Annotated in this window: 27 protein-coding genes; 20 read left to right on the top strand and 7 right to left on the bottom strand. The window is 70.9% G+C overall.

Going from position 1 to position 26,661, the window contains the following annotated elements:
* Nucleotides 1–6 precede the first annotated feature (6 nt).
* The 9 genes from FHY05_RS16545 (at nt 7) to FHY05_RS16505 (ending at nt 7,064) form a co-directional block, all read left to right on the top strand.
* Nucleotides 7–975, top strand: coding sequence for a flagellar motor switch protein FliM (locus tag FHY05_RS16545; protein ID WP_183945552.1), 969 nt, complete (start codon nt 7–9; stop codon nt 973–975).
* Nucleotides 972–1,262, top strand: a complete 291-nt coding sequence (gene fliN / locus FHY05_RS16540) for a flagellar motor switch protein FliN (RefSeq protein ID WP_132908390.1) — start codon at nt 972–974, stop codon at nt 1,260–1,262. Before FHY05_RS16545 ends, fliN begins: the two co-directional genes overlap by 4 nt.
* A gap of 14 nt (nt 1,263–1,276) precedes the next feature.
* The gene (locus tag FHY05_RS16535) at nt 1,277–1,603 is read left to right on the top strand and encodes a flagellar biosynthetic protein FliO (RefSeq protein WP_183945551.1); all 327 of its coding nucleotides are present in this window, start codon (nt 1,277–1,279) and stop codon (nt 1,601–1,603) included.
* 76 nt (nt 1,604–1,679) lie between these two features.
* Nucleotides 1,680–2,591, top strand: a complete 912-nt coding sequence (gene fliP, locus FHY05_RS16530) for a flagellar type III secretion system pore protein FliP (protein ID WP_260181643.1) — start codon at nt 1,680–1,682, stop codon at nt 2,589–2,591.
* An 87-nt stretch (nt 2,592–2,678) separates the two neighbouring features.
* Entirely contained in the window at nt 2,679–2,960 is a 282-nt protein-coding gene (fliQ, locus tag FHY05_RS16525) for a flagellar biosynthesis protein FliQ (RefSeq protein ID WP_183945550.1), read from the top strand.
* Nucleotides 2,961–3,171: 211 nt separating this feature from the next.
* On the top strand, nt 3,172–3,954 hold the full coding sequence (gene fliR, locus FHY05_RS16520) for a flagellar biosynthetic protein FliR (protein ID WP_183945549.1): 783 nt from the start codon (nt 3,172–3,174) through the stop codon (nt 3,952–3,954).
* A complete protein-coding gene (locus tag FHY05_RS16515) occupies nt 3,954–5,078 on the top strand; it encodes a flagellar biosynthesis protein FlhB (protein ID WP_183945548.1) in 1,125 nt (374 codons plus the stop codon). Before fliR ends, FHY05_RS16515 begins: the two co-directional genes overlap by 1 nt.
* Nucleotides 5,079–5,112: 34 nt before the next feature.
* A complete protein-coding gene (gene fliD, locus FHY05_RS16510; RefSeq protein WP_183945547.1) occupies nt 5,113–6,648 on the top strand; it encodes a flagellar filament capping protein FliD in 1,536 nt (511 codons plus the stop codon).
* Nucleotides 6,649–6,665: 17 nt separating this feature from the next.
* Nucleotides 6,666–7,064 (top strand): flagellar protein FliS, encoded by a 399-nt coding sequence (locus tag FHY05_RS16505; protein WP_183945546.1) that lies wholly within the window; start codon nt 6,666–6,668, stop codon nt 7,062–7,064.
* Between the two features lie 130 nt (nt 7,065–7,194).
* On the opposite strand, the gene FHY05_RS22625 is transcribed toward FHY05_RS16505, so the two are convergent.
* Together FHY05_RS22625 and FHY05_RS22620 are read right to left on the bottom strand one after the other, a co-directional pair.
* On the bottom strand, nt 7,195–7,473 hold the full coding sequence (locus FHY05_RS22625) for a GNAT family N-acetyltransferase (RefSeq protein ID WP_183945545.1): 279 nt from the start codon (nt 7,471–7,473) through the stop codon (nt 7,195–7,197).
* Complete coding sequence (locus tag FHY05_RS22620; protein ID WP_183945544.1) at nt 7,470–7,640, bottom strand: hypothetical protein; 171 nt, start codon at nt 7,638–7,640, stop codon at nt 7,470–7,472. The genes FHY05_RS22625 and FHY05_RS22620 overlap by 4 nt, the downstream gene beginning before the upstream one ends.
* 129 nt (nt 7,641–7,769) lie before the next feature.
* On the opposite strand from FHY05_RS22620, the gene recQ reads away from it, so the two are divergent.
* The 3 genes from recQ to FHY05_RS16480 all read left to right on the top strand — a co-directional run bounded on the left by recQ (nt 7,770) and on the right by FHY05_RS16480 (nt 10,561).
* Nucleotides 7,770–9,548 (top strand): DNA helicase RecQ, encoded by a 1,779-nt coding sequence (gene recQ / locus FHY05_RS16490; RefSeq protein WP_183945543.1) that lies wholly within the window; start codon nt 7,770–7,772, stop codon nt 9,546–9,548.
* Nucleotides 9,549–9,736: 188 nt separating this feature from the next.
* Nucleotides 9,737–10,165, top strand: a complete 429-nt coding sequence (locus FHY05_RS16485) for a TIGR01244 family sulfur transferase (RefSeq protein ID WP_183945542.1) — start codon at nt 9,737–9,739, stop codon at nt 10,163–10,165.
* Nucleotides 10,166–10,174: 9 nt separating this feature from the next.
* Nucleotides 10,175–10,561 carry a hypothetical protein gene (locus FHY05_RS16480; RefSeq protein ID WP_183945541.1) on the top strand — a complete coding sequence of 129 codons (387 nt, stop codon included), beginning with the start codon at nt 10,175–10,177 and terminating at the stop codon, nt 10,559–10,561.
* 253 nt (nt 10,562–10,814) lie between these two features.
* Here the strand turns inward: FHY05_RS16480 and FHY05_RS16475 are convergent, their stop codons facing one another.
* Entirely contained in the window at nt 10,815–13,451 is a 2,637-nt protein-coding gene (locus FHY05_RS16475) for an EAL domain-containing protein (protein ID WP_183945540.1), read from the bottom strand.
* Between the two features lie 298 nt (nt 13,452–13,749).
* Here FHY05_RS16475 and FHY05_RS16470 point away from each other — a divergent pair, with 298 nt between their 5' ends.
* Together FHY05_RS16470 and FHY05_RS16465 are read left to right on the top strand one after the other, a co-directional pair.
* Nucleotides 13,750–15,267, top strand: coding sequence for a fumarate hydratase (locus FHY05_RS16470; protein ID WP_183945539.1), 1,518 nt, complete (start codon nt 13,750–13,752; stop codon nt 15,265–15,267).
* Nucleotides 15,268–15,757: 490 nt separating this feature from the next.
* Nucleotides 15,758–17,848, top strand: coding sequence for a TonB-dependent siderophore receptor (locus tag FHY05_RS16465; protein WP_183945538.1), 2,091 nt, complete (start codon nt 15,758–15,760; stop codon nt 17,846–17,848).
* 13 nt (nt 17,849–17,861) lie between these two features.
* Here FHY05_RS16465 and FHY05_RS16460 read toward each other — a convergent pair whose 3' ends face one another.
* Nucleotides 17,862–18,566: a class I SAM-dependent methyltransferase gene (locus FHY05_RS16460; RefSeq protein ID WP_183945537.1), complete on the bottom strand. Its 705-nt coding sequence runs from the start codon at nt 18,564–18,566 to the stop codon at nt 17,862–17,864.
* Nucleotides 18,567–19,001: 435 nt separating this feature from the next.
* Nucleotides 19,002–19,538, bottom strand: coding sequence for a hypothetical protein (locus FHY05_RS16455; protein ID WP_183945536.1), 537 nt, complete (start codon nt 19,536–19,538; stop codon nt 19,002–19,004).
* Nucleotides 19,539–19,642: 104 nt separating this feature from the next.
* Between FHY05_RS16455 and FHY05_RS16450 the strand changes: the two genes are divergently transcribed.
* Together FHY05_RS16450 and FHY05_RS16445 are read left to right on the top strand one after the other, a co-directional pair.
* Nucleotides 19,643–20,011, top strand: coding sequence for a PRC-barrel domain-containing protein (locus tag FHY05_RS16450; protein WP_183945535.1), 369 nt, complete (start codon nt 19,643–19,645; stop codon nt 20,009–20,011).
* An 11-nt stretch (nt 20,012–20,022) separates the two neighbouring features.
* The gene (locus tag FHY05_RS16445) at nt 20,023–20,160 is read left to right on the top strand and encodes a hypothetical protein (RefSeq protein ID WP_183945534.1); all 138 of its coding nucleotides are present in this window, start codon (nt 20,023–20,025) and stop codon (nt 20,158–20,160) included.
* Nucleotides 20,161–20,361: 201 nt separating this feature from the next.
* On the opposite strand, the gene rpmG is transcribed toward FHY05_RS16445, so the two are convergent.
* A complete protein-coding gene (gene rpmG / locus FHY05_RS16440; RefSeq protein ID WP_022687989.1) occupies nt 20,362–20,529 on the bottom strand; it encodes a 50S ribosomal protein L33 in 168 nt (55 codons plus the stop codon).
* 175 nt (nt 20,530–20,704) lie between these two features.
* Here rpmG and FHY05_RS16435 point away from each other — a divergent pair, with 175 nt between their 5' ends.
* From FHY05_RS16435 to FHY05_RS16420, 4 genes are all read left to right on the top strand, one after another.
* Nucleotides 20,705–21,013, top strand: coding sequence for a hypothetical protein (locus FHY05_RS16435; RefSeq protein ID WP_183945533.1), 309 nt, complete (start codon nt 20,705–20,707; stop codon nt 21,011–21,013).
* Between the two features lie 128 nt (nt 21,014–21,141).
* Entirely contained in the window at nt 21,142–21,639 is a 498-nt protein-coding gene (locus FHY05_RS16430; protein WP_183945532.1) for a Dps family protein, read from the top strand.
* A 29-nt stretch (nt 21,640–21,668) separates the two neighbouring features.
* Nucleotides 21,669–21,854, top strand: a complete 186-nt coding sequence (locus tag FHY05_RS16425; protein WP_183921926.1) for a DUF1328 family protein — start codon at nt 21,669–21,671, stop codon at nt 21,852–21,854.
* A gap of 32 nt (nt 21,855–21,886) precedes the next feature.
* Complete coding sequence (locus FHY05_RS16420; protein ID WP_183945531.1) at nt 21,887–23,488, top strand: cisplatin damage response ATP-dependent DNA ligase; 1,602 nt, start codon at nt 21,887–21,889, stop codon at nt 23,486–23,488.
* A 154-nt stretch (nt 23,489–23,642) separates the two neighbouring features.
* On the opposite strand, the gene FHY05_RS16415 is transcribed toward FHY05_RS16420, so the two are convergent.
* Nucleotides 23,643–26,528 (bottom strand): TonB-dependent receptor, encoded by a 2,886-nt coding sequence (locus FHY05_RS16415; protein ID WP_183945530.1) that lies wholly within the window; start codon nt 26,526–26,528, stop codon nt 23,643–23,645.
* Nucleotides 26,529–26,661: the final 133 nt, after the last annotated feature.

Genomic DNA, 26,661 nt, shown 5'->3' with positions numbered 1-26,661 from the left:
CCTGGCATGGTTAACGAGCCCGACCTCTCCGACTTCGGCCTGGAGCCCGACGCCACCGAGCGGCGCGGGCGTGGGCGCACCGACTCTCCCGTCGGCGTGACCAACCTCGGCGCCGGGTCGGGGGCGGCGGGCAAGCTGCATCCCTTCGGCGACCTCCACACGCTGCAGCATCTCTCGGCGCGTGCCGCGCGCGGGGTGCGCCAGGTGTTCGAGGGCTATTGGCGCAGCGAGACGCGCACCTGGGCGGAGCCGCTCGAGGTGCTGCGTCTCGCCGACTATCGCGCCGCGCGCGGCGACAAGCTGACCGCCTATCTGCCGCTGACGATGGACGGGCGCCCGCTGCTGGTGGTGCTTGACTCGCAGTTCGTCGCCGAGCTGCTCGACCTGTTCTTCGGCGGCACCGGCGACGTCTCGCCGACGCTGGCGCTGGAGTTCACCCCGGCCGCCGACGTGCTGGCGCAGCGGGTCGCCGCCGCGATGGCGCGCACGCTGCAGGGCGCGTGGGAGCCGCTGGCGCGCGCGCGTTTCGGCGCCGAGCGGTGCGAGCTGGGCTCCAACCTGATCCAGGGGATCGAGGGCGACGACGTCGTGATCTCCACCCGCTTCGGCCTCGCGCGCGGCAGCGCCAAGCCGCTGTTCGTCGACGTGCTCTACCCCGTCGCCACGCTCAAGCCGCACACCGTCGCGCTCACCGGCAAAGTGGTGGCCAAGCCCGCCGAGGTCGACGCCGAGTGGCGCACCCAGCTCACCCGCGCCGCGATGGGCGTGCGGCTGCCGGTGCGCTCGGTGCTGGCCGAGCCGACCATCTCGCTCGCCAAGCTGATGGACCTCAAGGAAGGCGACGTCATCCCGATCAGCTTCGGCCCCGACGTGCCGATCGTGATCGGCGGCGTCGCGCTCGGCATGGGCACGGTCGGCACCTCCAACGGTCGCGCCGCGATCCGCATCTCCAAGCTCGAAGGACCCCTGCTATGAACGACATGACGAGCGGCTTCACGATCGACGCGGCGGTCGCCGCCAACCTGCGCATGCTCCAGGACGTCGACGTCAAGCTGACGGTGGAGATCGGTTCCACCACGCTGTCGCTGCGCGAGCTGCTCGCGCTCGGCGAGGCCAGCGTGATCGAGCTCGACCGCCAGGCGGGCGAATTGCTGGATGTTCTGGTTAACGGCACGTTGATCGGACGCGGCGAAGTCGTCACGGTGGGTGACCGCTTCGGGGTGAAGATGACCGAGCTGGTCGCACCCGAGAAGCGGGGCTGAAGGGCGACGCGCGTATGATGTGGACCTATATCCTCAAGCTGGTGGTGCTGCTGCCGCTGGTCTGCGGCTTGATGATCGGGTGCCTGTATCTGTGGCGGCGGCTCGAGACGCGGCTGCCGGGCAAAACCGCGACCCGGATGATCGCGGTGCGCGAGACGATGATGATCTCGCCGGGGCTGCGACTCGCGGTGATCGACTTCGAGGGCAGCCGGCTGCTCGTCTCGGTCGGGCGCGGCGGCGTGACGCTGGTCGACAAGACGCCGGCAGGAGCCGAGGGCGCCGCCGCGCCGGCCGACCCGGTCGAGGCGGCGCGCGCGCTGGCGCGGGAGTTCCGCCGGTGAGCGGGGATGATCTCGCGATCGCTGCCCTCTCCTTCCGTCATCCTGAACTCGTCTGACGCTGGGAAGGAGGATGCGGATGCCGATGATGCAACAGAATTACACCGTCACGCGCACCGGCGGCACCGCGGCGCTGATCCGCGCGCGCGCCGCCCGGCGCCAGCACTACTGGCGCGTGCTGCTCGCGCTCGCCGCCATCGCGGTCCTGCTGTGCGTCGCCTTCCCGGCGCTGGCGCAGACCGGGCCGGCCGCGCCGCCCCCCGGCGCGCCCGCGGCACCCGCGCCCGGCGTCGGCGACGCGGTCGACCGCGCGCTCGGCCAGCTCTCGCGCGGGGACGCCTCGAGCACGCCCGGCAACGGCTCGCTGTCGCTGTCGCTCCAGGTGCTCATCATCATGGGGCTGCTCACGATCCTGCCCGGGATCGTGCTGATGATGACGAGCTTCACCCGCATCATCATCGTGCTGTCGATCCTGCGCCAGGCGATGGGGCTGCAGCAGACCCCGCCCAATCAGGTGCTGATCGGCCTGTCGCTGTTCCTCAGCTTCTTCGTGATGGCGCCCGCGATCAACCAGATCAACACGACCGCGATCCAGCCCTATTCGCAGGGGCGCATCGGCGGCACCCAGCTGATCCAGGCCGCCGGCGCGCCGCTCCACGCCTTCATGGAGAAGCAGACGCGGGTGAAGGACGTCACCATGTTCGCCGAGATGGCGAAGTCCGGTCCCTATGCCAGCCCGCGCGACATTCCCTACTCGGTGCTGCTCCCGGCCTATGTCACCTCCGAGCTGAAGACCGCCTTTCAGATCGGCTTCCTCGTCTTCCTGCCCTTCATCGTGATCGACCTGGTGGTGGCCACCGTGCTGATGGCGCTGGGCATGGCGATGCTGAGCCCGACGATCATCTCGCTGCCGTTCAAGTTGCTGCTGTTCGTGCTGGTCGACGGCTGGGCGCTGACCATGGGGAGCCTCGCCAACAGCTTCGCCACCTGACGCGATGGTAGAGGTGCGTTAACCAAGTTACGCCATAGGTCGCCGCGTCCGCCGTCCCGCCCGGGATGGCGCAATAGAGAAGCCCGTATGCAGCCGCTCGTCGACGCCGATTACTTCCTGACCGTCGCCAACCAGACGATGTGGGTGCTCGCGCTCGCCGCCGCGCCGATCCTGATCCCGGCGCTGCTGTCGGGGCTGATCCTCGGCATGGTCCAGGCCGCCACCTCGATCAACGAGCAGACGCTGAGCTTCGTCCCCAAGCTGATCGTGGTGGCAGTGTCGATCATGGTGTTCGGGGCGATGATCCTGGGGCTGCTGAGCGACTTCACCACCGAGATCTTCGCGCGCATCCCCGATCTGGTGCGGTGAGCGCCTAGCCGTGCTCCTTTCTCCTTCTTCTCTTCCGTTCCCCGGCGAAGGCCGGGGCCCAGGTGGGGGACGTTTCGTGCCAGCCACAGCGCTCCACCCAACTGGACCCCGGCCTTCGCCGGGGAACAAGCGTGAGGGGGACCGGTGTCGCTTGCCCGGGCGCCGTGCTCCTGCCTGCGCAGGAACAGCGGCTCCACGGACGGCGCGCTAGATGCTCGGCTTCGGCCTCGCCATCGAGCCCCAGCTGTGGGCGATGATCTTCGTGATGATCCGCGTCGGCGCGGCGTTCGTCGCCGCGCCCGTGTTCAGCAACGTGTCGGTGCCGCTCACCGTGCGAGTCGCGCTGTCGGGCGCGATCGCGGTGCTGGTGCTCGGCACCACGCCCGTCCAGGTCCCACAGACGGTGTTCGCGCTCGCCACCTTCGTCGCGGTCGCGGCCGAGGCGCTGGTCGGGCTGGCGATCGGCTTCGTGCTCCAGATCGCCTTCGCCGCGCCGCTGGTGGCGGGCGAGATCATCGGCGGCTCGATGGGGATCGGCTTCGCCAACATGATCGACCCCAATTCGGGCCGCTCCAGCCCCGCGGTCGGCCAGTTCCTGTCGATCATGATGACCTTGCTGTTCCTCTCGCTCGACGGTCATCTGGTGCTCGTCGACCTCGTGGTGCGCAGCTATCGCGCGCTGCCGCCCGGCGCCCCCTGGCTCGCCGCCGGCCAGCTGCGCGACATCGCGCTGTTCGGCAGCTACGCCTTCGTCGCCGGGCTGCTGCTGGCGCTGCCGGTCGGCTTCCTGCTGCTGTGCCTCAACCTGGTGATGGGGATGGTGTCGCGCTCGGCGCCATCGCTCAACCTCTTCTCGGTCGGGCTGCCGGTCAGCCTCGCCGCCGGCGTGATCAGCCTCGCGATCGCGCTGCCCGCGATGGGTGACTATATGCAGGTGATCGTGCGCGAGGGCCTCGCCGCCGCGGAGAGCCTCGTGCTCGCGGGGGCGCGCTGATGTCGGAGGGCGGCGACAAGACAGAAGCCCCGACCGACAAGCGTCGCAAGGACGCACGCGAGAAGGGCGACATCCTCAAGAGCCGCGACCTCGCCACCGCCCTGGTGGTGCTGGCGGGCGTGGCGTGGCTGATGTTCTTCGGCCCCGCGCTGCTGGCGGCCTGCCGCGGCGTGATGGCCTCCAGCCTCACCTTCGGCCGCGCCGACGTCGAGGATTTCGCGCCGTGGCGGCCGCTGGTCGAGGCGGGCTGGAAGCTCGCCATGCCGCTCGGCACGCTGTTCGCGATCACCATCGCCGCGGCGGTGGTCAGCCAGGCGGGGCTGGGCAGCTTCGGCTTCAACGGTTCGCTGCTCGCGCCCAAGGCGTCGCGCATCAACCCGGCCTCTGGGCTCAAGCGCATCATCGGCATGTCGGGCTGGATCGAGCTCGGCAAGTCGCTGCTCAAGGTGATCCTGCTCGGCTCGATCGGCACCTGGATGGTGTGGAAGACCGCGCATTTCAGCTTCGGCCTCGCCGCCTCGAACCTGCCGGTGGCGCTCGCCGGCCTGGGCGCGACGATGACCAACGTGCTGCTCGTCATGGCCATGGGGCTGGTGGCGATCGCGTTGTTCGACGTGCCGACGCAGATCCTCCAGCTGCTGCGCAAGCTGCGCATGACCAAGCAGGAGGTGCGCGACGAGCACAAGGAGAGCGAGGGCAACCCCGAGATGAAGGGGCATCTGCGCGCCAAGCAGCGCGCGATGCTCTCGGGCGGCATGCGCCAGGCGCTGACCGAGGCGCACGTGGTGCTCACCAACCCAACGCACTTCGCGGTGGCGCTGCGCTACGACCGCGGGCGCGACCAGGTGCCGGTGGTGGTGGCCAAGGGCCGCAACGCGACCGCGCTGGCGATCCGCGAGGCGGCGGGCGAGATGAAGCTGCCGATCCTCGAATATCCCGCGCTCGCCCGCGCGGTCTATTACACCAGCCGCGAGGGCCAGGAGGTGCGCGACGACCTGTACGTCGCGATCGCCACCGTCCTCGCCTTCGTCTTCGGGCTCAACGAGCGCGCCGGCGGGCGCCTGCCGCCGGTCGACGTGCCGCTCACCGCGCGGTTCGACGAGAACGGCAAGAAACAGGGGTAAATTTCCGCCGGCAGCGGTCGTTTAGAGAGGCATCATGGCGACGACGATCAGCAGCACCAGCAGCAGCACGGCGACGACCGGCACGACGTCGACGACCAAGACGTCGTCGACGTCGTCGGTCAACCAGTCGGCGGCCAACTCGGTCCTCACCTCGCTCGGCTCGGGCTCGGGGGTGGACACGGGCTCGCTCGTCACCCAGCTGGTCGACGCGCAGTTCGCGCAGAAGCGCGCGCAGCTGACCTCCAAGAGCGACACGCTCACCGCGCAGATCTCGGGCGTGGCGACGCTGAAGAGCACCATCTCGGACTTCACCAAGGCGCTCGAGAACCTCGTCGAGGGCGGCACGCTCGCCACCCAGCCGAACAGCTCGGTGAGTGGCGTCGCCACCGCCAGCCCGGTCGCGGGCGCCTCCGCCTCGGGGCTCAACAGCAGCGTCACCGTCAACGCGCTCGCCACCGCGCAGATCGCCACCAGCGCCAAGATCCCCTCGCCGTCGAGCGCCACCTTCGGCACCGGCACGCTGACGCTGACGCTCGGCACCGCCACCACCAGCGGCGGCGCGATGACCGGCTTCACCGCGGGCACCAACGCCGACGGCAGCGCGAAGGCGTTCGCGATCTCGATCGACTCGAGCAACAACTCGCTGTCGGGCATCGCCGCCGCGATCAACGCCAAGAAGGCGGGCGTCACCGCCACCGTGATCAACGACGCCGACGGCGGCGCCTATCTCTCGCTCAAGGGCACCACCGGTGCGACCCAGGCCTTCACCCTGGCGGCGAGCGACTCGAGCGGCGCGCTGGCGCAGTTCGACACCGGCTTCGGCACCACCAACAAGACGACCGTCTCCAGTCAGGCGGGCAACGCCAAGCTGGTGGTGGACGGCGTGTCGGTCGAGCGCGGCAGCAACGAGGTCAGCGACCTGATCGCGGGCGTGAAGCTGAGCCTCACCGGCACCGGCACCACCAATCTCACCGCGACCCGCCCGGACAGCGCGCTGTCGAGCGCGGTGAAGGACTTCGTCGACACCTACAACCAGGTGCTGGGCGTGGTGAAGGAGCAGACCGACGCTATCAACGGCCAGCTCCGCGCCGATCCCGCCGCCAAGACGCTGCTGCGCACGCTCCAGGGGCTGACCAGCCGCGTGCTGCTGCCCGGCGCCGCCGCGGGTACGCCCGCGACGCTGGCCGCGATCGGCGTCCGCACCACGCGCACCGGCGAGCTCGAGGTCGACGACAACGCGCTGACCAGCGCGTTGAAGAACGCGCCCGAGGCGGTCGAGGCGATGTTCACCAAGAGCAGCAGCGCGGGAACCGGGCTGTACGCGGCGATGAAGTCGCTCGACCTCAACACCGGCAGCACGATCTATGGCCTGGGCGCCTCGTCGATGCGCTTCCTCCAGGCGCAGTCCGACCTGGGCAAGCAGAAGAGCACCGTCGACGATCAGGCGACCAAGATGACGGCGCGGCTGACGCAGCAGTTCTCCAGCATGAACGCGCGCGTCTCCGCCTACAAGGCCACGCAGTCGTTCATGCAGCAGCAGATCGACAATTGGACGAAGTCGACGGGTTGAGCGAGAGATAGACGACGATGGCCTATGCTTCCGCCCTGCTGCGCGATCCGGCGCGCACCTATCGCGAGATCGACCTCGCCGGCCGCACCGCCGCGGCCGACGGGCCGGCGCTCGTCCAGCTATTGTACGAGGAGCTCACCCAGGCGCTGCGCGTCGCCGCCTGGGCGGCGGACAACCGCCAGTTCGCCACGCGCAGCGAGCGCGTGACGCGCGCCACCGCGATCCTGTTCGCGCTGGAGGCGAACCTCGACTTCGATCGCGGCGGCGACGTCTCGCGCACGCTGGCGCGCTTCTACGCCGGCTGCCGCCGTCAGGTGGTGGACGCCAGCATCGGCACCGATGGCGAGCCGTTCCGCGCGGTGGCCGGCGAGCTGGAGGAGATCGCCGCGGCGTGGCGGATGGCCCGCGCGGCGTGAGGGGGTGCATCTAGCTCCTCCCCTTCGGGGGAGAGGCTGAGGTGGGGCTTTCCCAGGAACGCGGCGTGTGCGGAAGCGCCCTACCCAGGAGCCTCTCCGAACGAGGGCGGTGAGTGGCCGATCGTCCCCCTCACCGCAGCAGGTCGCGATACTCCGGGTGGCGCTCGATGAAGGCGCGGACGAACGGGCATTGCGGCACGACGCGCAGGCCCTGGTCGCGCGCCGAGTCGAGCGCGGCGCGGATCAATCGCGAGCCCACGCCGCGCCCCTCGATCGCGGGCGGCACCAGCGTGTGCGTGAAGACGATCGTGTCGCCCTCGAGCTGATAGGCCGCGACCGCGCGCTCGCCCGCCACGGTGAGCTCGAACTCCTGCTCCGAGCGGTTGTCGCGAACGCGCTCGACGCTCACTGCCCGGGTGCCGCCGCGGGCGCGTCGGGGGCGCGCGCCACCGGCGCGGCGGGCGTGGCCTGGGCCTCCACCGCGGTCGCGGCGCCGTCGGCGGGCTCTCGCTCGCAGCCGGCGATCAGCGCCGCCGCGCCGAAGGTGAACAGCGCGAGATTGGGACGCGGGGTCATCGTTCCTCCTTTGATCACGCCGGCACTACGCCCCTCCCCCCTGCCCCGTTCCCCCTGGCCCGTTCCCGTAACCGTTCCGCGCCACCCCGGTTGCGGCGCGCCGCGCGCGCGCCTAGGTCGGGCGCGCCCATGGCGCTCGACCCGCTTCCCCAGCTCCAGACGATCTTCGGCTTCCCCGCCTTCCGCGGCGTGCAGGAGCAGGTCGTCACGCGCGTGCTCGCGGGCGAGCGCACGCTCGCGGTGATGCCGACCGGCGCGGGCAAGTCGCTCTGCTACCAGCTGCCCTCGGCGATGCTGGAGGGGACGTGCGTGGTCGTCAGCCCGCTGATCGCGCTGATGCACGACCAGCTCCGCGCCGCCACCGCGGTCGGCCTGCGCGCCGCCACGCTGACCAGCGTCGACGAGAACAAGGCCGAGACTCGCGGGCGCTACCTCGATGGCGCGCTCGACCTCTTGTACGTCGCGCCCGAGCGCGCCTCCACCGCCGACTTCCGCGACCTGCTCGAGCGCGGCCGCCCCGCTTTGTTCGCGATCGACGAGGCGCATTGCGTCAGCGAGTGGGGGCATGATTTCCGCCCTGACTATCGCCTGCTGCGTCCCTTGCTCGACGCCTTCCCCGAGGTGCCGCGGCTGGCGCTGACCGCCACCGCCGACGCCCACACGCGCGCCGACATCCTCGACCAGCTCGGCATCCCGCACGACGGCATGATCGTCGCGGGGTTCGACCGGCCCAACATCCGCTACGCGATCCGCCCCAAGGACAACACCACGCGCCAGATCGCCGACGTGGTGCGCGACACGCCGGGACCCGGCATCGTCTACGTCCAGACCCGCGCCGCGACCGAGAAGATGGCGGCGCAGCTCACCGCGATCACCGGGCGCCCGGTGCGCGCCTATCACGCCGGGCTCGACCCGTCGGTACGCGCGCGCAACCAGGCCGATTTCGTCGCCTCCGAGGACATGGTGATGTGCGCCACGGTCGCCTTCGGCATGGGGATCGACAAGCCCGACGTCCGCTTCGTCGCGCACGCCGGCCTGCCCAAGTCGATCGAGGCCTATTACCAGGAGACCGGCCGCGCCGGGCGCGACGGCGACCCGGCGGTGGCGCACCTCTTCTGGGGCGCGGAGGATTTCGCGCGCGCGCGGCAGCGCATCGGCGAGGTGGAACAGCACCGCCAGCCGGGCGAGCGCCAGCGGCTCGCCGCGCTCGGCGCGCTGGTGGAGACCGCGGGGTGCCGCCGCGCCATCCTGCTGCGCCACTTCGGCGAGCACCCGCCCGAGCGCTGCGGCAATTGCGACAACTGCCTGTCGCCCCCCGCCGCGCTCGACGCCACCGAGACGGCGCGCAAATATCTCTCGGCGGTGTTCCGCACCGGGCAGATGTTCGGCGCGACCTATATCGAGCAGGTGCTCACCGGCCAGTCGAGCGAGCGCAGCCTGATGAACGGGCACGAGCAATTGTCGGTGTGGAACATCGTCGACGGCGAGGAGGTGGCGCTGCTCAAGCCGGTCGGGCGCGCGCTGCTGCTCAAGGACGCGCTGCGTACCAACCATCACGGCGGGCTCGAGTTCGGCCCGGCGGCGCGCGCGCTGCTCAAGGGCGAGGCGACGCTGCCTCTGGTCGAGCCGCCCAAGCGCGAGCACCGGCGCGGCGCGCGCGCGGGCGCGGGCGCGACGCCCAACCCGGTCGACGATCCGGTGTTCGAGGGGCTGCGCGCGTGCCGGCGCGAGCTGGCCAAGGAGGCGGGGGTGCCGCCGTACGTGATCTTCCACGACTCGGCGCTCCGCGAGATGGCCGCGCTGCGCCCGACCTCGCTCGCCGCGCTGGGGCGGATCGCGGGGGTGGGCCAGCGCAAGCTCGACGCCTACGGCCAGGCGTTCCTCGACGTGCTGAAGGGGGCGGGGTGAGGCGCTGAGTTGCGCCGCGACGGGAGACCTAAATCCTCCCCGCTCGCGGGGAGGATCTCGCCCCTCACCCAACCGTCGCTATTCCCCCCTCGCCGTCGCGCCCGTTTGTCGCTAAGGCGTCGCTCTCCCGCGGCGGGACGATCGGGATCAGTGACGCGGCGATCCGGCCAGGCTAGAGGCACGTTCCTATGTTGCGCATCATCGACGAGACGATCGCGGTCGCGCCGCAGATCCGGCCCGAGGACCTGCCCGCCATCGCCGCCGCCGGCTACACCGCCGTCGTGAACAACCGGCCCGACGGCGAGGAACCCGGCCAGCCCGAGGGCGAGTCGATCCGCGCCGCGGCGGAGGCGGCGGGGCTGCGCTACACCGCGATCCCGATCACCCATGCCGGCTTCTCGCTGCCGCAGGTCGAGGCGATGACCGCGGCGCTGGCCGCGGCGGGCGGCCCGGTGCTGGCCTACTGCCGCTCGGGCACGCGCTCGTGCAACCTCTGGGCGCTCGCCGGCGCGGCGCGGGGTGACGACGCCGACGCGCTCACCGCCAAGGCGGCCGCCGCGGGCTACGACCTCACCAACCTGCGTCCCCTGCTCGACGCGGTGGCGCGGCGCGGCTGAGCCGGCGCGATGGGGCTGGCGGCATGGCTCGGCTTCGGCCGGGCGCACCGGATGATGCGATCGGTCGAGGAGGCGATCGAGGCGGTCGGCGTCGCGCTGCCGCGCTTCGCCGCCTTCGACGCGGTGATCGCCGAGGACGGCCGCGCCGCGCTGGTGATCGACACGACCGGGGTGATCGCGCTGGTGCTGGTGCGCGGCGCGCGGGTGCGCGCGCGGGTGATCGAATGGGCGATGGTGCGCCAGACTCACGCGGGCATCCTGGTCGAGACCGGCGACCGCGGCTTCGGCGACGTGCTGCTGGCGGGGGTCTCCGCGATCGACGTGCGCCGCCTCGGCATGCCGCCCTTGCCGCAGCGCGAGCCCGCCACGATCGTCGGATCGCTCGAGACCGCCTGAGCGCGCGTCCGGGGGGCGGCGTAGGCAGCTCCTCCTTCCTTGGAAGGGTTGCTCTGCGCAGGTTCGTACCGCTCGTCCGCAGCTGTTCTACCGCGCACGCGGGAACTCGGGGCCACGCCGAACAACGGCCCGCGACGCCTGGGCTCCCGCGTGCGCGGGAGCACAAGCGGGTTCCCGCCTGGGTAACGCTGCGGGGGTGATCACTGCTAGCCGTTGTGACCCGCGATGACCGAGCGCGACCCAATCGTCTCCGTCACGCGGCGCGGCGCGGCACCGGCTGGTTGAGCCACTCCAGGTCGAATGCCGCGGCGAACTCCAGGCCGGCGCGACCTTCGTCGTCGACCCAGCGCACCGTCGCCGCCAGCGCCAGCCCGTCGTCGAGCTCCAGCGCCACCGGATAGCCGATCGCGGCCGCGGGCAGGTCGACGCCGTCGACCATCGCGCCCGCCGGCGAGATGTTGCGCACGCGCACCTCGGCGCGCTCGCCCGCCAGCTCGAGCCGCGCCGACCGCAGCACGCGGTGGCGCGGGGCGCGGCTGGTCTTGTGCCCGATCGGCATGGCATAGCCCGCGGCCGCGGCGAGCTGCGCGCGCACGTCGTCGGCGCGCGCGGGGCGGCCGTAGACATAGCCCTGGATATGGCTGCACCCCAGCCCGCGGATCAGCACGATCTCGTCCTGCTGCTCGACCCCCTCCGCGGTGGTCTCCATGCCGAGCGTCTCGGCCAGGCTGACGATCGCGCGGATGATCGCGGCGTTGCGGTTGCCCGGCTGGATCGCGCCGCGCACGAAGCTCTGGTCGATCTTGATCTTGTCGAACGGCGCCTTGCGCAGATAGCCCAGGCTGGAATAGCCGGTGCCGAAGTCGTCGAGCGCGAGCCGCACGCCCAGCGCCTTGAGCGCGCGGAACATCTGCTCCGACGAGGCATCCTCGTTGAGGAACACGCCCTCGGTGATCTCCAGCTCGAGCCGGTGCGCCGCCAGCCCGGTCGCGGCGAGCGCGCCTGCCACCAGCGCCGGCAACTTGGGGTTGGCGAACTGGATCGGCGAGACGTTGACCGCGACGCGGACGTGATCGGGCCAGGTCGCCGCCTCGGCGCAGGCAGTGTCGAGCACCCAGGCGCCGATCGCCTCGATCAGCCCGCACTCCTCGGCCACCGGGATGAACTCGGCCGGGCTCACCGCGCCGCGCTGCGGATGGTCCCAACGGATCAGCGCCTCATAGCCCATGATGCGCGCGTCCGCGGTGGACACCACCGGCTGGTAGCTGAGGTGAAACTGGCCCGCGGCGAGCGCCTGGCGCAGGTCGTCCTCGAGCCGTTTGCGCTTCTGCGCGCCGTGCAGCAGCTCCTCGCGATAGAAGCGGTGCACGCCGCGCCCGTCGGCCTTGGCGGCGTAGAGCGCGAGGTCGGCGTTGCGCACCAGCTCCTCCTGCGCCGCGCCGTCGGCGGGGGCGATCGCGACGCCGACCGAGCAGCCGATCGACAGCGTCGAGCGATCGATGTGATAGGGCAGCGACAGCGCCGCGATCACGCGCTGCGCCAACGCGGCGAGCCGGTCGCGGTCGCCCTCGTTCGGGACGATCACCTTGAACTCGTCGCCGCCGAGCCGCCCGACCAGGCCGGCGTCGCCGATCGTGCGCTGCAGCCGCTGCGCCACCTCCTTGAGCAGTTCGTCGCCGACCTGATGACCCAGCGTGTCGTTGACCGCCTTGAAGCGGTCGAGATCCAACAGGAACAGCCCAGTCGGGTTGGTGCCGCCCGCCTGCGCCTGCGCCAGCGTCTGCTCCAGCGCGAGCCGCATGCGCTGGCGGTTGGCGATGCCGGTGAGCGCGTCGAACAAGGCGAGCCGCTTGATCTCGGCCTCGGCGCGGCGCTGCTCCGTCAGATCCGAGCCGGCGCCGATGAAGCCCTGGAAGCGATCGAGCTCGTCGCGCGCGGGGCGGCCCGAGATCGACCACCAGCGCTCGGCGCCGCTTCCCCCCGCGGCGGGGCGGACCGAGTAGTCGGTGAACGAGGTGCGCGACGAGAGGTGGAAGCTCAGCGTCCGCTCGGTCTCGACCCAGGCCGAGTCGACGCGGAACACGTCGGTGAGCGGCGCGCCGATCGGCTCGATGCCGAGCGCGCGCAGCTCGCGCGCGACCTTCTCCGACAGATAGGTGAGCCGGCCGCGCCGGTCGCTCTGCCAGAACCAGCCGGGGCCATGCGCCTCGAACTCGGCGACGAGGCGGCTGTCGCGCCGCTCGGCGTCGCGGCGCTGGCGTCGCTCGACCAGCGCGCGCTGGCGGACCAGTGCGCCGCGCACCACCGCGAGCGCGACCGGCGCGGCGCCGCCGAGCGCGAGCGCCGACGGCAGCGGCGCGGCGCCGGTGAGCGCCACCGCGGCGAGCGCGAGCGTCACCACCAGCGCGAGCGTGGCGGCGCGCAGCGGCTGGAGCGCGAGCGCGAGCGCCAGCGTCGCGGCGCCGCCTGCGACGGCGGCGGCGGGGAGCAGCGGCGGCGGCAGCGCCGCGGCGGCATGGGCACCGAGCGCGAGCGCCAGCGCGATCGCGCTCCCGCCGGCGGCGACGGTGGCGATGCGCCAATGTGTCGGGCTCGCCGCGGCCCGCGGGTGCGCCGCGACGGCCCAGCAACCGAGCGCGAGCAGCGCGGCGGGCGCGGTGCGCCCTGCCAGCGCGGTCACGGCGGGCACGCCGGGCGCGAGCAGCAGCAGCGCGAGCGGCGCGAGCAGCAGCACCGTCGCGGCGGCGGGCCACAGCACGGCGCTGGCGGCGAGCGCGGCGCGACGCGACTCTTCGACCAGCGCATCCGATACCGGCGCCAGCCCGAGCGCCTCGACGAGCGCACGCGCGCCGCTGGGCGGTTCGTCTCGATCGGTGGCGGGCAGGCGCATGAGGCTGTCCTAGCCGGACATCCTTGCGTTTTCCTTTGCGCCCCGCGGCGGATGCGAACCGCCGCGAAGGTTCGACAATGCCCATGACGCACCCGTTCTCTCGCGGAGGCCGTGCACGCACCGAACGGAATGACGGTTCAACGTCCGCGACTCTCAGGCCATCGACGTTCGGCTGATCCTTTCCTGCACTGGGGAACCGATCCTGCCGACCCAGATGCTGACACCGCCCCAGGCGTCCCGAGGAGCGAGCCCGGCCCGCCAGTTGCCCCGCTACCACCACCGTCGTACAGCCGCGCGCATGACGACGATCCGCGAAGCCGACCTGATCGAGAGCGTGGCCGACGCGCTCCAGTTCATCAGTTACTATCACCCGATGGATTACATCCGCGCGCTGGGCGAGGCCTATGCCGCGGAGCAGAGCCCCGCCGCCAAGGACGCGATGGCGCAGATCCTCACCAACAGCCGGATGTGCGCCGAGGGGCACCGCCCGATCTGCCAGGACACCGGGATCGTCACGGTCTTCGTCAAATGGGGCCAGGACTGCCGGCTGGAGAGTCAGCGCTCGCTCCAGGAGGTGGTCGACGAAGGCGTGCGCCGCGCCTACCTTCACCCCGAGAACAAGCTGCGCGCCTCGATCCTGGCCGACCCGGCCTTCACCCGCCGCAACACGCGCGACAACACGCCGTCAGTGCTCCACGTCGAGATGGTGCCGGGCGACAAGGTTCATGTCGACGTCGCCGCCAAGGGGGGTGGCAGCGAGAACAAGTCCAAGTTCAAGATGATGAACCCGAGCGACTCGATCGTCGACTGGGTCCTGGAGATGCTGCCGCAGATGGGCGCGGGCTGGTGCCCGCCGGGGATGCTCGGGATCGGCATCGGCGGCACCGCGGAGAAGGCGATGGTGCTCGCCAAGGAATCGCTGATGGGCCAGATCGACATGGCCCAGCTCAAGGCGCGGGGGCCGCGCAACGACCTGGAGGCGCTGCGGATCGAGCTGTTCGACAAGGTCAACGCGCTCGGCATCGGCGCGCAGGGGCTGGGCGGGCTCTCGACCATCCTCGACGTCAAGATCCTCGACTGGCCGACCCACGCCGCGTCCAAGCCGGTGGCGATGATCCCGAACTGCGCCGCGACGCGCCACGCGCATTTCACGCTCGACGGGTCGGGCCCGGTCTATCTCGAGGCGCCAAAGCTCGCCGACTGGCCGCAGGTCGACTGGCAGCCCGACAGCGCCGCGATCCGCGTCGACCTCGACACGCTGACCCCCGAGGTGGTGCGGACGTGGAAGCACGGCGACCGGCTGCTGCTCAACGGCAAGATGCTCACCGGCCGCGACGCCGCGCACAAGCGCATCGCCGACATGCTGGCGCGCGGCGAAGAGCTGCCGGTCGAGTTCAAGGGCCGCGTGATCTATTACGTCGGGCCGGTCGATCCGGTCGCCGAGGAAGTGGTGGGGCCGGCGGGGCCGACCACGGCGACGCGGATGGACAAGTTCACGCGCATGATGCTCGAGCAGGGCCTGCTCGCGATGGTCGGCAAGGCGGAACGCGGCCCGGCCGCGACCGAGGCGATCCGCGACCACCAGAGCGCCTATCTGATGGCGGTCGGCGGCGCGGCCTATCTGGTCGCGCGCGCGATCAAGGGCAGCAAGGTCGTCGGCTTCGCGGACCTCGGGATGGAGGCCATCTACGAGTTCGAGGTGAGCGACTTCCCCGTCACCGTCGCGGTCGACGCGGAGGGGCAGAACGTCCACCAGCTCGCGCCCTTGGTGTGGCGCGAGAAGATCGCGCGCGAGGGGTTGTTGCAGCCGGCGTGAGCCGGGCGGCGATACCGTCGCGGTGAGACCGTCGCTGATCAGCCGGCGTTCACGTCATCCCGGCCTTAGACGCTTTGCACCGCACCGCCCGGGCCTTGCTTCTCGTCATGAGAGAGGGCGTAGGAGGCGGCGATCGGGCGTCGACGCGAACGAGCCCCACCCCTTCAGGGGAGGGGTTGGGGTGGGGCTTCTCCGCGAACACCGCGCTTGCGGCAGCACCCCGCCCCCGCCTCCTCCCCTGAAAGGGGAGGGGAGCTTAAAGGCCCGCTCTTCAGAGCACGCACCATCGCTGTATTGGCCTCTGGGTGCGGGTGCACCGGTGCCGCCTCACGATCGGGATGACGGGGGTGGCATGCCCGGCACGAGGCTCTCGCCCTTCCCATCCGTCCACACCGCCACTAACGACACCGCCATCACCAAGGCGGGCCACCCTGAGGCTAAGAACGACACGCAATAGCGGTAAGGCGATCTCTCACCATAAGGGGGATCCATGGCTCAGTTCGCTCTCCTCGCCGCGGCCGCCGCGCTCGCCGGCGCGGTGCCGACCCGCGCGCCCGAGCCGGCGCAGCAGCAGCAGGAGTCGGGCGAGGACATCGAGGTGCGCGGCGAGCGCCTGCCGGCCGCGTCGCTGACGCGCTCGACGCTGCGGCTCGTCGACGTGCCACAGTCGATCACCGTGGTCTCCGCCGAGACCTTCCTGCGCCAGGGTGCGCTCTCGATCGCCGACGCGGTCCGCTACGCCGCCGGCGCGGCGAGTTCGACCGCGCGCGACACGCGCTTCGACTGGGTGCGCGTCCGCGGGGTCGAGCCCTCGCTGCTGCGCGACGGGATGCGCGATCGATATGGCGTCTTCGCCAGCATCGCCCCCGACCCCTATGGCTTCTCGCAGGTCGAACTGCTGCGCGGCCCGGCCTCGATGTTGTTCGGTCGCGGCGCGATCGGCGGCGTCATCAATCTCGCGACCAAGACCCCGCAGCTGCAGGACCGCGCCGCGCTACAGGCGATCGCCGGCAGCCACGGTCGCGCCGAATGGCTGGCCGACATCGAGACGGTCGCGGGCGCGACGCTGGGCGCGCGGCTGGTGCTGCACGCGCGCGAGGCGGGCACCTATGTGCCGCACGTCCCCGACGACCGCCTGCTCGTCGCGCCCTCGCTGGCGTGGCATCCCGGCGGCGGCACCGAGCTCACCCTGCTCGCCAGCTACCAGCGCGACCACACCGGCTCGATCTCGAACTTCCTCCCGGTGATCGGGACGATGCGCGACAATCACGGGCGCGCGCCGCTGCCGCCTTATCTGTTCCTCGGCGTGCCCGGCGACGACCGCTACGACGGCACGTCGCGCCAGGTCGGCGCGATCGCGACGCAGCGGCTGGGCGAGGCGGGGCACCTCACCGTCCGCGCGCGCTACACCTCGGGCGACGTCGAATATCGCACCCATTATCCGAACAGCTACCCGCGCCCGACCGCCCCCTATCTCCCCGACGGCACGTGGCGGCACATCCCGCTGCTGAGCTACGGCGCGCACGGCGCGCTCCACGTGCTGGCGGGCGACGCCAGCCTGGGGTGGAGGCTCGTCACCGGGCCGCTCACGCATCAGCTGCGCGCCGGCGCGGACTATGGCTGGCACGACGCCTATCGCCGCTTCGGCCTCGGCTCGCAGCTGGTCGACCTCTACGCGCTCGATCGCGGCGCGATCCGTCCGGCGGCGCGGGTGCGCCCGCTGCTGCAATCGGAGGCGGACCGCCAGCTCGGCCTCTACGCGCAGGACGAGCTGCGGCTGTGGGACCGCGCCACGCTGGTGCTGGGCGCGCGCCACGATCGCGTGGACACCGACCATGCCGCGGTCCAGCGCGGCCCCGGCAGCACCGCGATGTCGGGCGCGCGCCTCGATCACGCCACCACGTTGCGGGTCGGGGCGTCGGCCGACATCGGCGGCGGCGTCACCCCCTATGTGAGCTACAACGGGAGCTTCGAACCGATCGCCGGGCTCACCGCGGCGGGTACGCCGTTCGTCCCCAAGACCGGGCACCAGCACGAGGCCGGGATCAAGTGGCAGCCCGACGCGGCGACGCTGGTGACGCTGGCGGCCTTCCGCATCGCCGAGCAGCACCGGCCCGTGCCGGACCCCGACCACCCCACCGAGCAGATCCAGGCGGGGACGATGCTGATCCGCGGCAGCGAGATCGAGGCGCGGCGCACCCTGCCCGGCGACTATGAGGTGAGCGTCGCCTATGCCACCGATCATCTCTCCGGCGAGGGCGCCGCGTTCGACGCCGCGCCGCGCCACCTCGCCTCGCTGTGGCTGACGAAGGCGTTCATCCCCGGCGCGGGGACGTGGCGCGTCGGCGGCGGCGTGCGCTACGTCGGCGAGCAGGTCTCACGCAACGCGACCTGGACGCTGGTGACCCCCGCGGGCACGCTGGTCGACGCGGTGACCGAGTACCGGCTCGATCGCTGGCACGTCGCGGTCAACGCCACCAACCTGCTCGACCGGCGCGGCTATTCCAGCTGCCTCGCGCGCGGCGACTGTTTCGCCGCGGCGCCGCGCGACGTGCGCGTGTCGCTGGGGGTCGACCTGTGACCGGCGCCGCGGCTCAGTCGCGCCGGAACAGCACCGCCTCGCCCGCCCCGGCGGTGACGCGCCAACCCTCCGCCGCCAGCGCGTCGCGGTGGCGCGGGGTGACGTACAGCAGCCGCACGTCGCGCTCGGGCGGCAGCGCCTTCAGCCGGCGCGCCACCGCGCGGACGATCGCCTCCTCGAACGGGTTGAAGAGATAGACGAGCAGGTCACCGTCGGGGAGCGCGACCGCGGTGGCGTCGCCCAGCAGCGCGGTCGCGCGCGGGTCGCCGCGGCGCGCGAGGTTGCGCGTCGCGGTGGCGTGCAGCTCGGCGGCGAACTCCACCCCGGTGACGGCGCGGAACGGATAGTCGCAGGCGAGCAGCAGCGCGCGCCCCTTGCCCGAGCCGAGGTCGAGGAAGTGGAAGCGCGACAGGTCGCCGTCGACCAGCGCCATCGCCGCCGCGAACACGTCGGGGTCGGAGGCGACATGGTCGATGCCGTAGCGCGCGTTGGGGCTGTCGATCGCGAGCGTGTAGAGCCGCTGGACGCCGCGGGTGTCGCTGTCATGGGCCGAGTCATAGGCGGCATCGCGCGCGGCCTTCGCCGCGAGATAATCGCCGAGCCCGCGATCGGCGCGCGCGCGCCGCAGCAGCCGCCGCGCCGCCTCGAGCGGCCCCTCGTCGGCGACGATCGCGCCGAGCCGACGCGCCGCCTGACCGAACCGTGCGAGCCTGCCCAACCTCCCCCCCTTCACCTGCGCCAGATATGAGAAGAGGTTGCCGGACCCCGCCGAAGCGGCGCCCGACAACCCCTAAACATGGTCAGCGGCCGGAGAGCTCCAGCCCGGGAGACCATGCAGGCCTCCGACAGAATGACCTACCTCGTTGTCTGGGGGAGGATACCCCCCGAGGCAGACCGTACCGTCAGAAGCGCGTCCCCCGAACGAACTGAACCGACCCCATTGCTGAACCATGAGACATCGGATCACCTCCTTTCGCTGGTTGATAACGAGCGCGGCCCTCGCGAACCGCACGATCAATGTGAGCCGCGCGCGACTCGGATACAAGTCTTGTGTTGCGGGACCGAATGTACGATTCTCGCACGCTCGGTTTTCGGCTTCGAAAGCCGCGCCTGAAGGATCCTCCCCTGCGAGGGGATGATGAGGTGCAGTCCCTTACCCGCGGCAATCCTCGATCACGCGCGCCAGCTCGGCCCAGGGCGGCAGCACCAGCGGCGCGATGCCCGGCTGCTCCAGCGTGAAGCGGCCGCGGCTGAACACCATCGCGTCGAGCAGCCGGTCGCTCGCCGCGAGCGCCACGGCCGCGCCACCCGCCACCGCGGTCGCGGGCAGCGTCCGCGTCGTCGCGCTGGTGCGCATCGTGACGGGCGCGGCGACGCCGCCGATCCGGGTCAGCGTCACCGTGCGAGCGGCGCGGTCGCAGCGCGCTGTGGCGACCGCGGTCGCGCCGGTGCCGAAGCTGGCGACCGGGCCGGCGGCGTCGCGCGTGTAGCGCCAGGTCCCCGGCGTGCGCGGCCAGTCCTGCCAGTCCGCGGCGAGCGGTGCGGGCGCGGGCGGCAGGGCGGGCGCAGGAGCGGGAGTCGGCGCGGGGGCGGGCGGCGGCGGGGTCACCTGCGGCACGCAGCCGGCAGCGAGCACCAGCGCGGCGGTGAGCGGCGCCAGGCGCGCGCGGGAAGCAAAGTATCGGGCCACGACCGGGGCCTATGCCGGAAGCGGCGGGCCTGCTCAACCGCGCGCGGAACCGCGGCCCGGCGCGGGCGGTTCTCGGCTGATAACGATTGTTGATGGAGTCACCGATGGCCGACGACGCGCCCACCCAGATCCTCGTCCAGTCGAATCTGGCGGAGACGATGAAGGTGGACAGCCGCGACGGCGACCATCTCGGCGCGGTCCACGCCTTCATGGTCCACAAGGCGTCGGGGCGCGCGACCCACGCGGTGCTCAGCCTCGGCGGCTTCCTCGGCATGGGCAAGAGCTTCTACCCGTTGCCGTTCGCGCTGCTGCAGTTCGATCCGGTGCGCGACCGCTACGTCGTGACGATCGACCGCCGTCTGCTCGAGGGCGGGCCGAGCTGGGCCAACAACGCCCCGGTGTTCGACCAGGCCTATGCCGACCGCGTCGCCAGTTACTACCAGGTACGCGGCGAGAATCTCGCCGCCGAGTGAGGAGAGTGGGCGTGAGCGAGCACGAGCGCGACGACGCGGTGGAAGAGACCGTCGAGGAACTGCTGACTGACCCGGATGCGCCGGAGCACGGCAAGCACCCGCAGCCGCCGCAGACGATCGACGCCGAGCCGAGCGGAGAGGAGCGCTAGAGAGCGCGGGCCGCCACTCCTGCGCCCGCAGGAGCGAAGGGCCTCGATAAGAGGCGGTCGCGGCTCCGCGCTCCGGCTTGCACACGAGCGCGGAACCAATCTGAGCGCCCCCGAACCGCACGCACGCGAAAAGAGCCGCCGGCGCGTCGCCCGCGGCTCCCGCGATCAACCGGAGACGGGCGGCACGGCCACCCGCGCCGCTTACTTGATCTTGGCTTCCTTGAACGCGACGTGCTTGCGCACGACGGGGTCGTACTTGTTGAAGCTCAGCTTCTCGGTCTTGGTGCGCGGGTTCTTCTTGGTGACGTAGAAGAAGCCGGTGTCAGCCGAGCTGACGAGCTTGATCTTGACGGTGGTCGGCTTGGCCATGACCGGTTCCTAAGCGAATGAAACAAGAAAGCGGCGAAGCTCGCCTCGCCGCGTCAGACGCGGGCGCTTGGCGCATGTGGCGCGCGGAGTCAAGCGCGGGGCGGCATTAAGCATAAGGTAAGGGACGCGGGCGCAGGATGCGCGGGTCGGGACTCACCCGGGCAGGATCACGCGCATGAACGACATGGATATCCTCGCGATCAAGGCGCATCTGGCGCGGCGCATCGCCGCGATCGACTGGCGCGCCGGCCCGGCGCGGCTCGCGCCCGAGCTCGACGGCATCCGCGTCGCCGCCGAGCAGCACCGGCTGCTGCCGGTGGCGACGGTGGCGCAGTCGCTCGGCACCGCGATCGGGCGCGGCGAGCGCGGCGTGCTGGTGCACGACTGGCTCGGCCTGCTCGGCGAGGCGGTGGCGAGCGGCGCGCAGGACGAGGCGACGTCGCGCGCCTTCGCCGCGGCCTGTGCGGTGCGGCTGGCGGCGTAGCGCGCCGGCGGCCTACTTGATCCTCCCTGCACGGCGCGGAGGGGGACGATCTTGCCTCCCCCGCTTGACCGGACCCATTCGCGCCCCACATCGTTTCGCTCACGATCAGTGAAACGACGGAGCCGCTCGTGGCCGATACCAATCCCGCCCTCGACACCCCCACCGACCTGCAGCGCAACGACACCCGCAGCGTCGCCGACGCGCTCAACGCCGCGCTCGCCGACAGCTACGCGCTGTACCTCAAGACCAAGAACTTCCACTGGCACGTCTCGGGGCCGCACTTCCGCGACTATCACCTGCTGCTCGACGACCAGGCGGCGCAGATCCTCGGCGCCACCGACGCGATCGCCGAGCGCGTGCGCAAGACCGGCAACACCACGCTGCGCTCGATCGGCGACATCGCGCGGCGGAGCTCGATCCGCGACAATGACGCCGATTTCGTCGCGCCCGAGCAGATGCTGGCGGAGCTGCGCGACGACAATCTCACGCTCGTCCAGCGCTTCCGCGACGTCAAGGAAGCCGCCGAAGAGGCCAAGGACAATGCCACCAGCGGCATCGTCGACGACTGGACCGACCAGGCCGAGGAGCGCGCCTGGTTCCTGTTCGAGGCCAGCCGCAAGGCCTGACCCCCGCCGATCGTAGAAGGAGCCGAGCGATGCTGAAACTGGCCGTGATCTTCCTCGTCGTCGGGCTGCTGCTCGGCGCGCTCGGCTTCGGCGGCATCGGCGGCGCCTTCGTCGGCATCGCCAAGATCCTGTTCTTCATCGCGCTGGCGCTGTTCCTGATCTTCCTGGTGCTGGGCATCACCGCGGGGAAGAAGGTGAAGGACACGCTGGACTGAGGCGCGCGGGGCGGATCGAGCGTTAGCGCCTCATGCACGCCTTCGCCGCGCTCCTCGACTCGCTGATCTACACACGCGGGCGCAACGCCAAGCTCAAGCTAATCGGCGACTATCTCCGCGCCACGCCCGACCCCGATCGCGGCTGGGCGATGGCGGCGCTGACCGGTGACCTCGACCTGCCAGCGGTCAAGCCGGCGCTGATCCGCGCGCTGATCGAGTCGCGCGTCGACCCCGTGCTGTTCCGGATGAGCCGCGACTATGTCGGCGACACCGCCGAGACGGTGGCGCTGCTCTGGCCGGTGCCGGATGTGCCGCCGACCGACGTCACGCCGCTGACCGTCGGCACCGTGGTCGACCAGCTGATGCATCTGTCGCGCTCGGACGCGCCCGCCGCGCTCGCGGCCATGCTCGACCGGCTCGACGCCGAGGAGCGCTTCGCCTTGCTCAAGCTGGCCACCGGCGCGCTGCGCGTCGGCGTCTCGGCGCGGCTCGCGAAACAGGCGCTGGCCGACGCGTTCCGGCTCGACGTCGAGGCGGTGGAGGAGGTGTGGCACGGGCTCGCGCCGCCCTACCCCAGCTTGTTCGCCTGGGCCGAGGGGACCGGCGCGCAGCCGACCCCGGCGGACGTGCCGGTGTTCCGCCCCTTCATGCTGGCGCACCCGCTCGAGGACCTGCGCGTCGACCTGGCCGATTACGCGGCCGAGTGGAAGTGGGACGGTATCCGCGTCCAGCTCGTCCATGTCGCGGGCGCGACGCGGCTCTACAGCCGCACCGGCGACGACGTCACCGCCGCCTTCCCCGACGTGGCCGCGGCGTTCGCGACCTACGGCGTGGTCGACGGCGAGCTGATGGTGCGCGGCGACGCGCAGGGGGCGCGGCTCGGCGAGAGCGAGGGCGAGGGCGCGGGCAGCTTCAACGCGCTGCAGCAGCGGCTCGGGCGCAAGGTCGTTTCCGCCAAGATGCTGGAGGAAGCGCCCGCCTTCGTCCGGCTCTACGACATCCTGTTCGAGGGCGCCGAGGACCTGCGCGCTTTGCCCTGGACCGAGCGGCGCGCGCGGCTGGAGGCGTTCGCGGCGCGGCTCGACCCGACCCGCTTCGACGTCAGCAGCGTGATCGCGGCGGCGGATTTCACCGCGCTCGAGGGCATCCGCGCCGGCGCGCGCGACGCCGCGATCGAGGGCGTGATGCTCAAGCGCCGCGACTCGCCTTACGTGGCGGGGCGCCGCGCCGGATTGTGGTACAAGTGGAAGCGCGACCCGCTCACCGCCGACTGCGTGATGATGTACGCGCAGCGCGGCAACGGCCGGCGCTCGAGCTGGTACAGCGACTATACGTTCGGCTGCTGGACCGACGAGGGCGAGCTGCTGCCGGTGGGCAAGGCCTATCAGGGCATCACCGACCAGGAGATCGCGCAGCTCGACCGTTTCGTGCGCCAGCACACGCTCAACCGCTTCGGCCCGGTGCGCGAGGTGGAGAAGTCGCTGGTGCTGGAGGTGGCCTTCGACTCGATCCACGAGTCGAAGCGGCACAAGTCCGGGCTGGCGATGCGCTTCCCGCGGATCGCGCGGATCCGTACCGACAAGCCCGCCGCCGAGGCCGATACGCTCGCCGGGCTGCGCAAGCTGGTGACGTGAGGGGGGGGGGGGGGGGGGAGCCCCACCCCTTCAGGGGCGGGGCTGGGTTGGGGGCGCTCCGCCGGCGTAGCGTCCGTGAATCGACCCAACCCCCCGACCCCTCCCCTGATGGGGAAGAGTGAGCCCTCACGCTAGATCACGCGTCCCTGGCGCCTCACAGCTTCACGCGCAGGCCGACGTTGTAGCGCGCGCCGGTCTCCTGCTGGAGCAGGTAGCGCTCCTTGATCGCCGACCACTCGTCGATGAACTCGTTGGTCACGTTCACGCCCTGCACGTAGAACTGGAAGTTGGGCGTGAGGTCGTAGGACACGTTGAAGTCGAGCTGGCCGTAGGAGGAGCGGTTGCGCGGCCGTGACTGGCTGTCGCGGCAGTTGCGCAGATAGTCCGAGCGCCAGTTGTACGACACGCGCGCCGAGATGCCGTATTTCTCGTAGAACACGCTGCCGTTCGCCGAGTGCGGCGACAGGCCGTTGTAGCCGCACTGGAAGTCCGCCAGCACCTGGTCGCGCTCGGCGCTGCTGGCGACATAGGTGTAGTTGCCGGTCACGCCGAAGCCGCCGACGAATCCGCCCAGGGCGTCGAACGAATATTGCCCGCCGACCTCGATGCCCTTGATCGTGCCGCTCTGCCCGTTGCGCGTGCGCGTGTCCTGATAGACGCGGCCGAACCGCTCGACCGGCAGCGTCTGCAGCTCGAGGAAGTCTGACAGGTCCTTATAGAAACCGCCGACGCTGATGTAGCTGACGCGCGAGAGGTACCATTCCAGCGACAGGTCGTAGTTGGTCGAGCGGAACGGCAGCAGGTTGGGGTTGCCGCCCGACGACAGCGGCACCGCGATGCGCCCGCCGTAATCGTTGTTGACGCCCAGGTCGGTCAGCGTCGGTCGCGTGATCGTCTGCGAGAAGGCGGCGCGCGCGATCAGCTTCTCGGTCAGATTGTACTTCACGTTGGCCGAGGGCAACGCGTTGACGTAGCTGCTGCGCACCGCGATCGCGGTGGCCGGGCCATAGGTATATTGCAGCGTATCGTCGCCGGGCGTGTTCCGGATCCCGGTCACCGGCGTGTCGAAGCCCGAGGAGAGCACCTGGGTGCGGATCACGCGCACGCCGGCATTGCCGGTCCAGCGATCGTTGCCGAACTGCATGCTGATATAGCCGGCGGTCAGCCGCTCCTGCACGTTGACGGTGCCGCGCAGCTGCTCGCGCACGCCGAACGGCCCGCCCTCCAGCGCCTGCACCTGCGCCGCATACGCCGCCTGCTGCTCGGGCGTGCGCCCGTTCGAGGGGATGTTGAGCGTGGCGGGATCGTTGAGGTAGGCGAGGAAGGCCTGCGGATCGACCTGAAACAGCGAGGGTGGGATATTCTGCCCGCCGCCGAGCAGGTCACCCCACTCGTAGGTCTGGAGCAGACCCGCGGCGATCGGCACCTGATAGCCGCAGTAGGTGCAGTTGGAGTCGCTGTTATTGAACTGGCGGTTGATCTTGCGTCGCTCGGTGTACGATCCGCCGAGGGTGACGTTGCGAAGGATCGAGCCGTCGACCTCCCACTTGGAGTCGAAGTGATATTCTGAGCCGCGGTCGCGCGAGCGGTTGGCGTCGATCCCCATGTAGTGCAGCCGCATCAGGTCGGGGTTGTTGATGATGCTGTTGTCGTAGGAGATCGACGGGATGCCCTTCCCGCCGTCGAGCGAGAACTGGTAGCTGTAGGGCAGCAGCGCGCCATAGACGTAATAGGCGTTGGGCGAGTTGCGGTTCGCCCCGGTCTTGGAGGCATCGAAGCGCAGCTCGACGTTCTCGGTCGGGTTCCACTTGACGTTGGCACCGACCTGATAGCTATCCGACTTGCGGTTGGTCGTGTTGTAGACGTGGTCGACCTTGGCGTTGACGCCGTTGTTGGTCAGCGTCGGGTTCGCGGCGAGGAACTGCGGGTTGGCGGCGATGAAGTCGCGCCCCAGCATCGTCAGGCCGGTGGCGGTGTTGGTGTCGTCGAAGGTCGGCTGGTAGTAAGGTGCCGCCATGAAGTTATCGAGCCGGCGCGTCACGCCCGAGATGTTGAAGCGCGAGTAGATTCCGTCGACGGTGATCTCGAGATTGTCCGCCGGCCTGAACTGCACCGCGCCCGATACGTTGATCCGCTCGCGCTCTTCCTGCGCGCGCTGATAATAGACGCTCTGCGGCAGGTTGGCGTTGCCGGTAACGGGATAGCGCGGGTCCGACCCGGTGATCAGCGTCGGCACGCCGCCGATCGTCTGGACGATGTCGGGGCGGCCGTTGATCCAGCCGTCGATCGCGATCGTGTCGGTCTGGCTCTTGCGCTTGGTGTAGGAACCCGCGAGCAATACGCCGAAGGTCTTGTCGGGATTGGCGTAGGAGACCGTGGCGGCGAGATCGGGGGTGATCCGCTCGCGCGAGCGATCGTAGATGCCGCCGATCTGCGCGGCGGCATGGAAGCCGCTGCGGCCCTCCAGCGGGCGCGCGGTGACGATGTTGACCGTCGCGCCGATGCCGCCTTCCTGCAGCTCGGGCACGGGCGATTTGAACACGTCGGTGCGCTGGATCATGTTCGACGACAGCACGTCGAACGAGAACTCGCGCCCGGCATTGTCGGTCGCCATGACGCGACCGTTGACGAGGACGGTGTTGAACTCGGGCCCGAGACCGCGGACGGTGATGAACTGGCCCTCGCCACCCGAGCGGTCGATCGCGACGCCCGTGATGCGCTGCAGCGACTCCGCGATATTGGCGTCGGGGAACTTGCCGACGTCCACCGCGCTGATCGAGTCGACGATCTGGTTGGCGTCGCGCTTCGTTTGCGCGGAGGAACTGAGGCTGGCGCGGATGCCGGTGACGACGATCTCGTCACCCGCGGCGCCGGCGTCGGTGGTGACGGCCTGGCTGTCCTGACCGACCGCGGCGGCAGGGGGCGTCTGCTCCTGCGGCACCGTAGCGGGCACGTCGGGCGCCGAGCCGGTCTGCGCCAGCGCGGGTGCGCCGCCCAGGATGCTGCCCAATAGCAGGCACAGCTTGATCGATGTTTGCATGACCCGTTTCTCTCCCGTGAAAACACTGCCGCTTGCCACGGCTATTGTTATGATTTTTGGGCGTATGGGAAAAACAACGGAGGAGATCAAGGCGAGAATGTAACCGGTTTAGCCGTGAGCGCTAACATCGCCG

The organism is Sphingomonas sp. BK580 (genome assembly GCF_014194975.1).
Lineage (GTDB): Bacteria > Pseudomonadota > Alphaproteobacteria > Sphingomonadales > Sphingomonadaceae > Sphingomonas.
This window is presented reverse-complemented; position numbering and strand designations above follow the sequence as displayed.

What these genes read in the sequence shown, in the direction of transcription:
- rpmG (WP_022687989.1), bottom strand. Translation starts at nt 20,529, where the DNA reads ATGGCCAAGCCGACCACCGTCAAGATCAAGCTCGTCAGCTCGGCTGAC.
- recQ (WP_183945543.1), top strand. Translation starts at nt 7,770, where the DNA reads ATGGCGCTCGACCCGCTTCCCCAGCTCCAGACGATCTTCGGCTTCCCC.
- fliQ (WP_183945550.1), top strand. Translation starts at nt 2,679, where the DNA reads ATGCAGCCGCTCGTCGACGCCGATTACTTCCTGACCGTCGCCAACCAG.
- FHY05_RS16480 (WP_183945541.1), top strand. Translation starts at nt 10,175, where the DNA reads ATGGGGCTGGCGGCATGGCTCGGCTTCGGCCGGGCGCACCGGATGATG.
- fliR (WP_183945549.1), top strand. Translation starts at nt 3,172, where the DNA reads ATGCTCGGCTTCGGCCTCGCCATCGAGCCCCAGCTGTGGGCGATGATC.
- FHY05_RS16515 (WP_183945548.1), top strand. Translation starts at nt 3,954, where the DNA reads ATGTCGGAGGGCGGCGACAAGACAGAAGCCCCGACCGACAAGCGTCGC.
- FHY05_RS16505 (WP_183945546.1), top strand. Translation starts at nt 6,666, where the DNA reads ATGGCCTATGCTTCCGCCCTGCTGCGCGATCCGGCGCGCACCTATCGC.
- FHY05_RS16535 (WP_183945551.1), top strand. Translation starts at nt 1,277, where the DNA reads ATGATGTGGACCTATATCCTCAAGCTGGTGGTGCTGCTGCCGCTGGTC.
- FHY05_RS16420 (WP_183945531.1), top strand. Translation starts at nt 21,887, where the DNA reads ATGCACGCCTTCGCCGCGCTCCTCGACTCGCTGATCTACACACGCGGG.
- FHY05_RS16485 (WP_183945542.1), top strand. Translation starts at nt 9,737, where the DNA reads ATGTTGCGCATCATCGACGAGACGATCGCGGTCGCGCCGCAGATCCGG.
- fliN (WP_132908390.1), top strand. Translation starts at nt 972, where the DNA reads ATGAACGACATGACGAGCGGCTTCACGATCGACGCGGCGGTCGCCGCC.
- fliD (WP_183945547.1), top strand. Translation starts at nt 5,113, where the DNA reads ATGGCGACGACGATCAGCAGCACCAGCAGCAGCACGGCGACGACCGGC.
- FHY05_RS16475 (WP_183945540.1), bottom strand. Translation starts at nt 13,451, where the DNA reads ATGCGCCTGCCCGCCACCGATCGAGACGAACCGCCCAGCGGCGCGCGT.
- FHY05_RS16450 (WP_183945535.1), top strand. Translation starts at nt 19,643, where the DNA reads ATGGCCGACGACGCGCCCACCCAGATCCTCGTCCAGTCGAATCTGGCG.
- FHY05_RS16545 (WP_183945552.1), top strand. Translation starts at nt 7, where the DNA reads ATGGTTAACGAGCCCGACCTCTCCGACTTCGGCCTGGAGCCCGACGCC.
- FHY05_RS16470 (WP_183945539.1), top strand. Translation starts at nt 13,750, where the DNA reads ATGACGACGATCCGCGAAGCCGACCTGATCGAGAGCGTGGCCGACGCG.
- FHY05_RS16415 (WP_183945530.1), bottom strand. Translation starts at nt 26,528, where the DNA reads ATGCAAACATCGATCAAGCTGTGCCTGCTATTGGGCAGCATCCTGGGC.
- fliP (WP_260181643.1), top strand. Translation starts at nt 1,680, where the DNA reads ATGCCGATGATGCAACAGAATTACACCGTCACGCGCACCGGCGGCACC.
- FHY05_RS16435 (WP_183945533.1), top strand. Translation starts at nt 20,705, where the DNA reads ATGAACGACATGGATATCCTCGCGATCAAGGCGCATCTGGCGCGGCGC.
- FHY05_RS16465 (WP_183945538.1), top strand. Translation starts at nt 15,758, where the DNA reads ATGGCTCAGTTCGCTCTCCTCGCCGCGGCCGCCGCGCTCGCCGGCGCG.
- FHY05_RS22620 (WP_183945544.1), bottom strand. Translation starts at nt 7,640, where the DNA reads ATGACCCCGCGTCCCAATCTCGCGCTGTTCACCTTCGGCGCGGCGGCG.
- FHY05_RS16425 (WP_183921926.1), top strand. Translation starts at nt 21,669, where the DNA reads ATGCTGAAACTGGCCGTGATCTTCCTCGTCGTCGGGCTGCTGCTCGGC.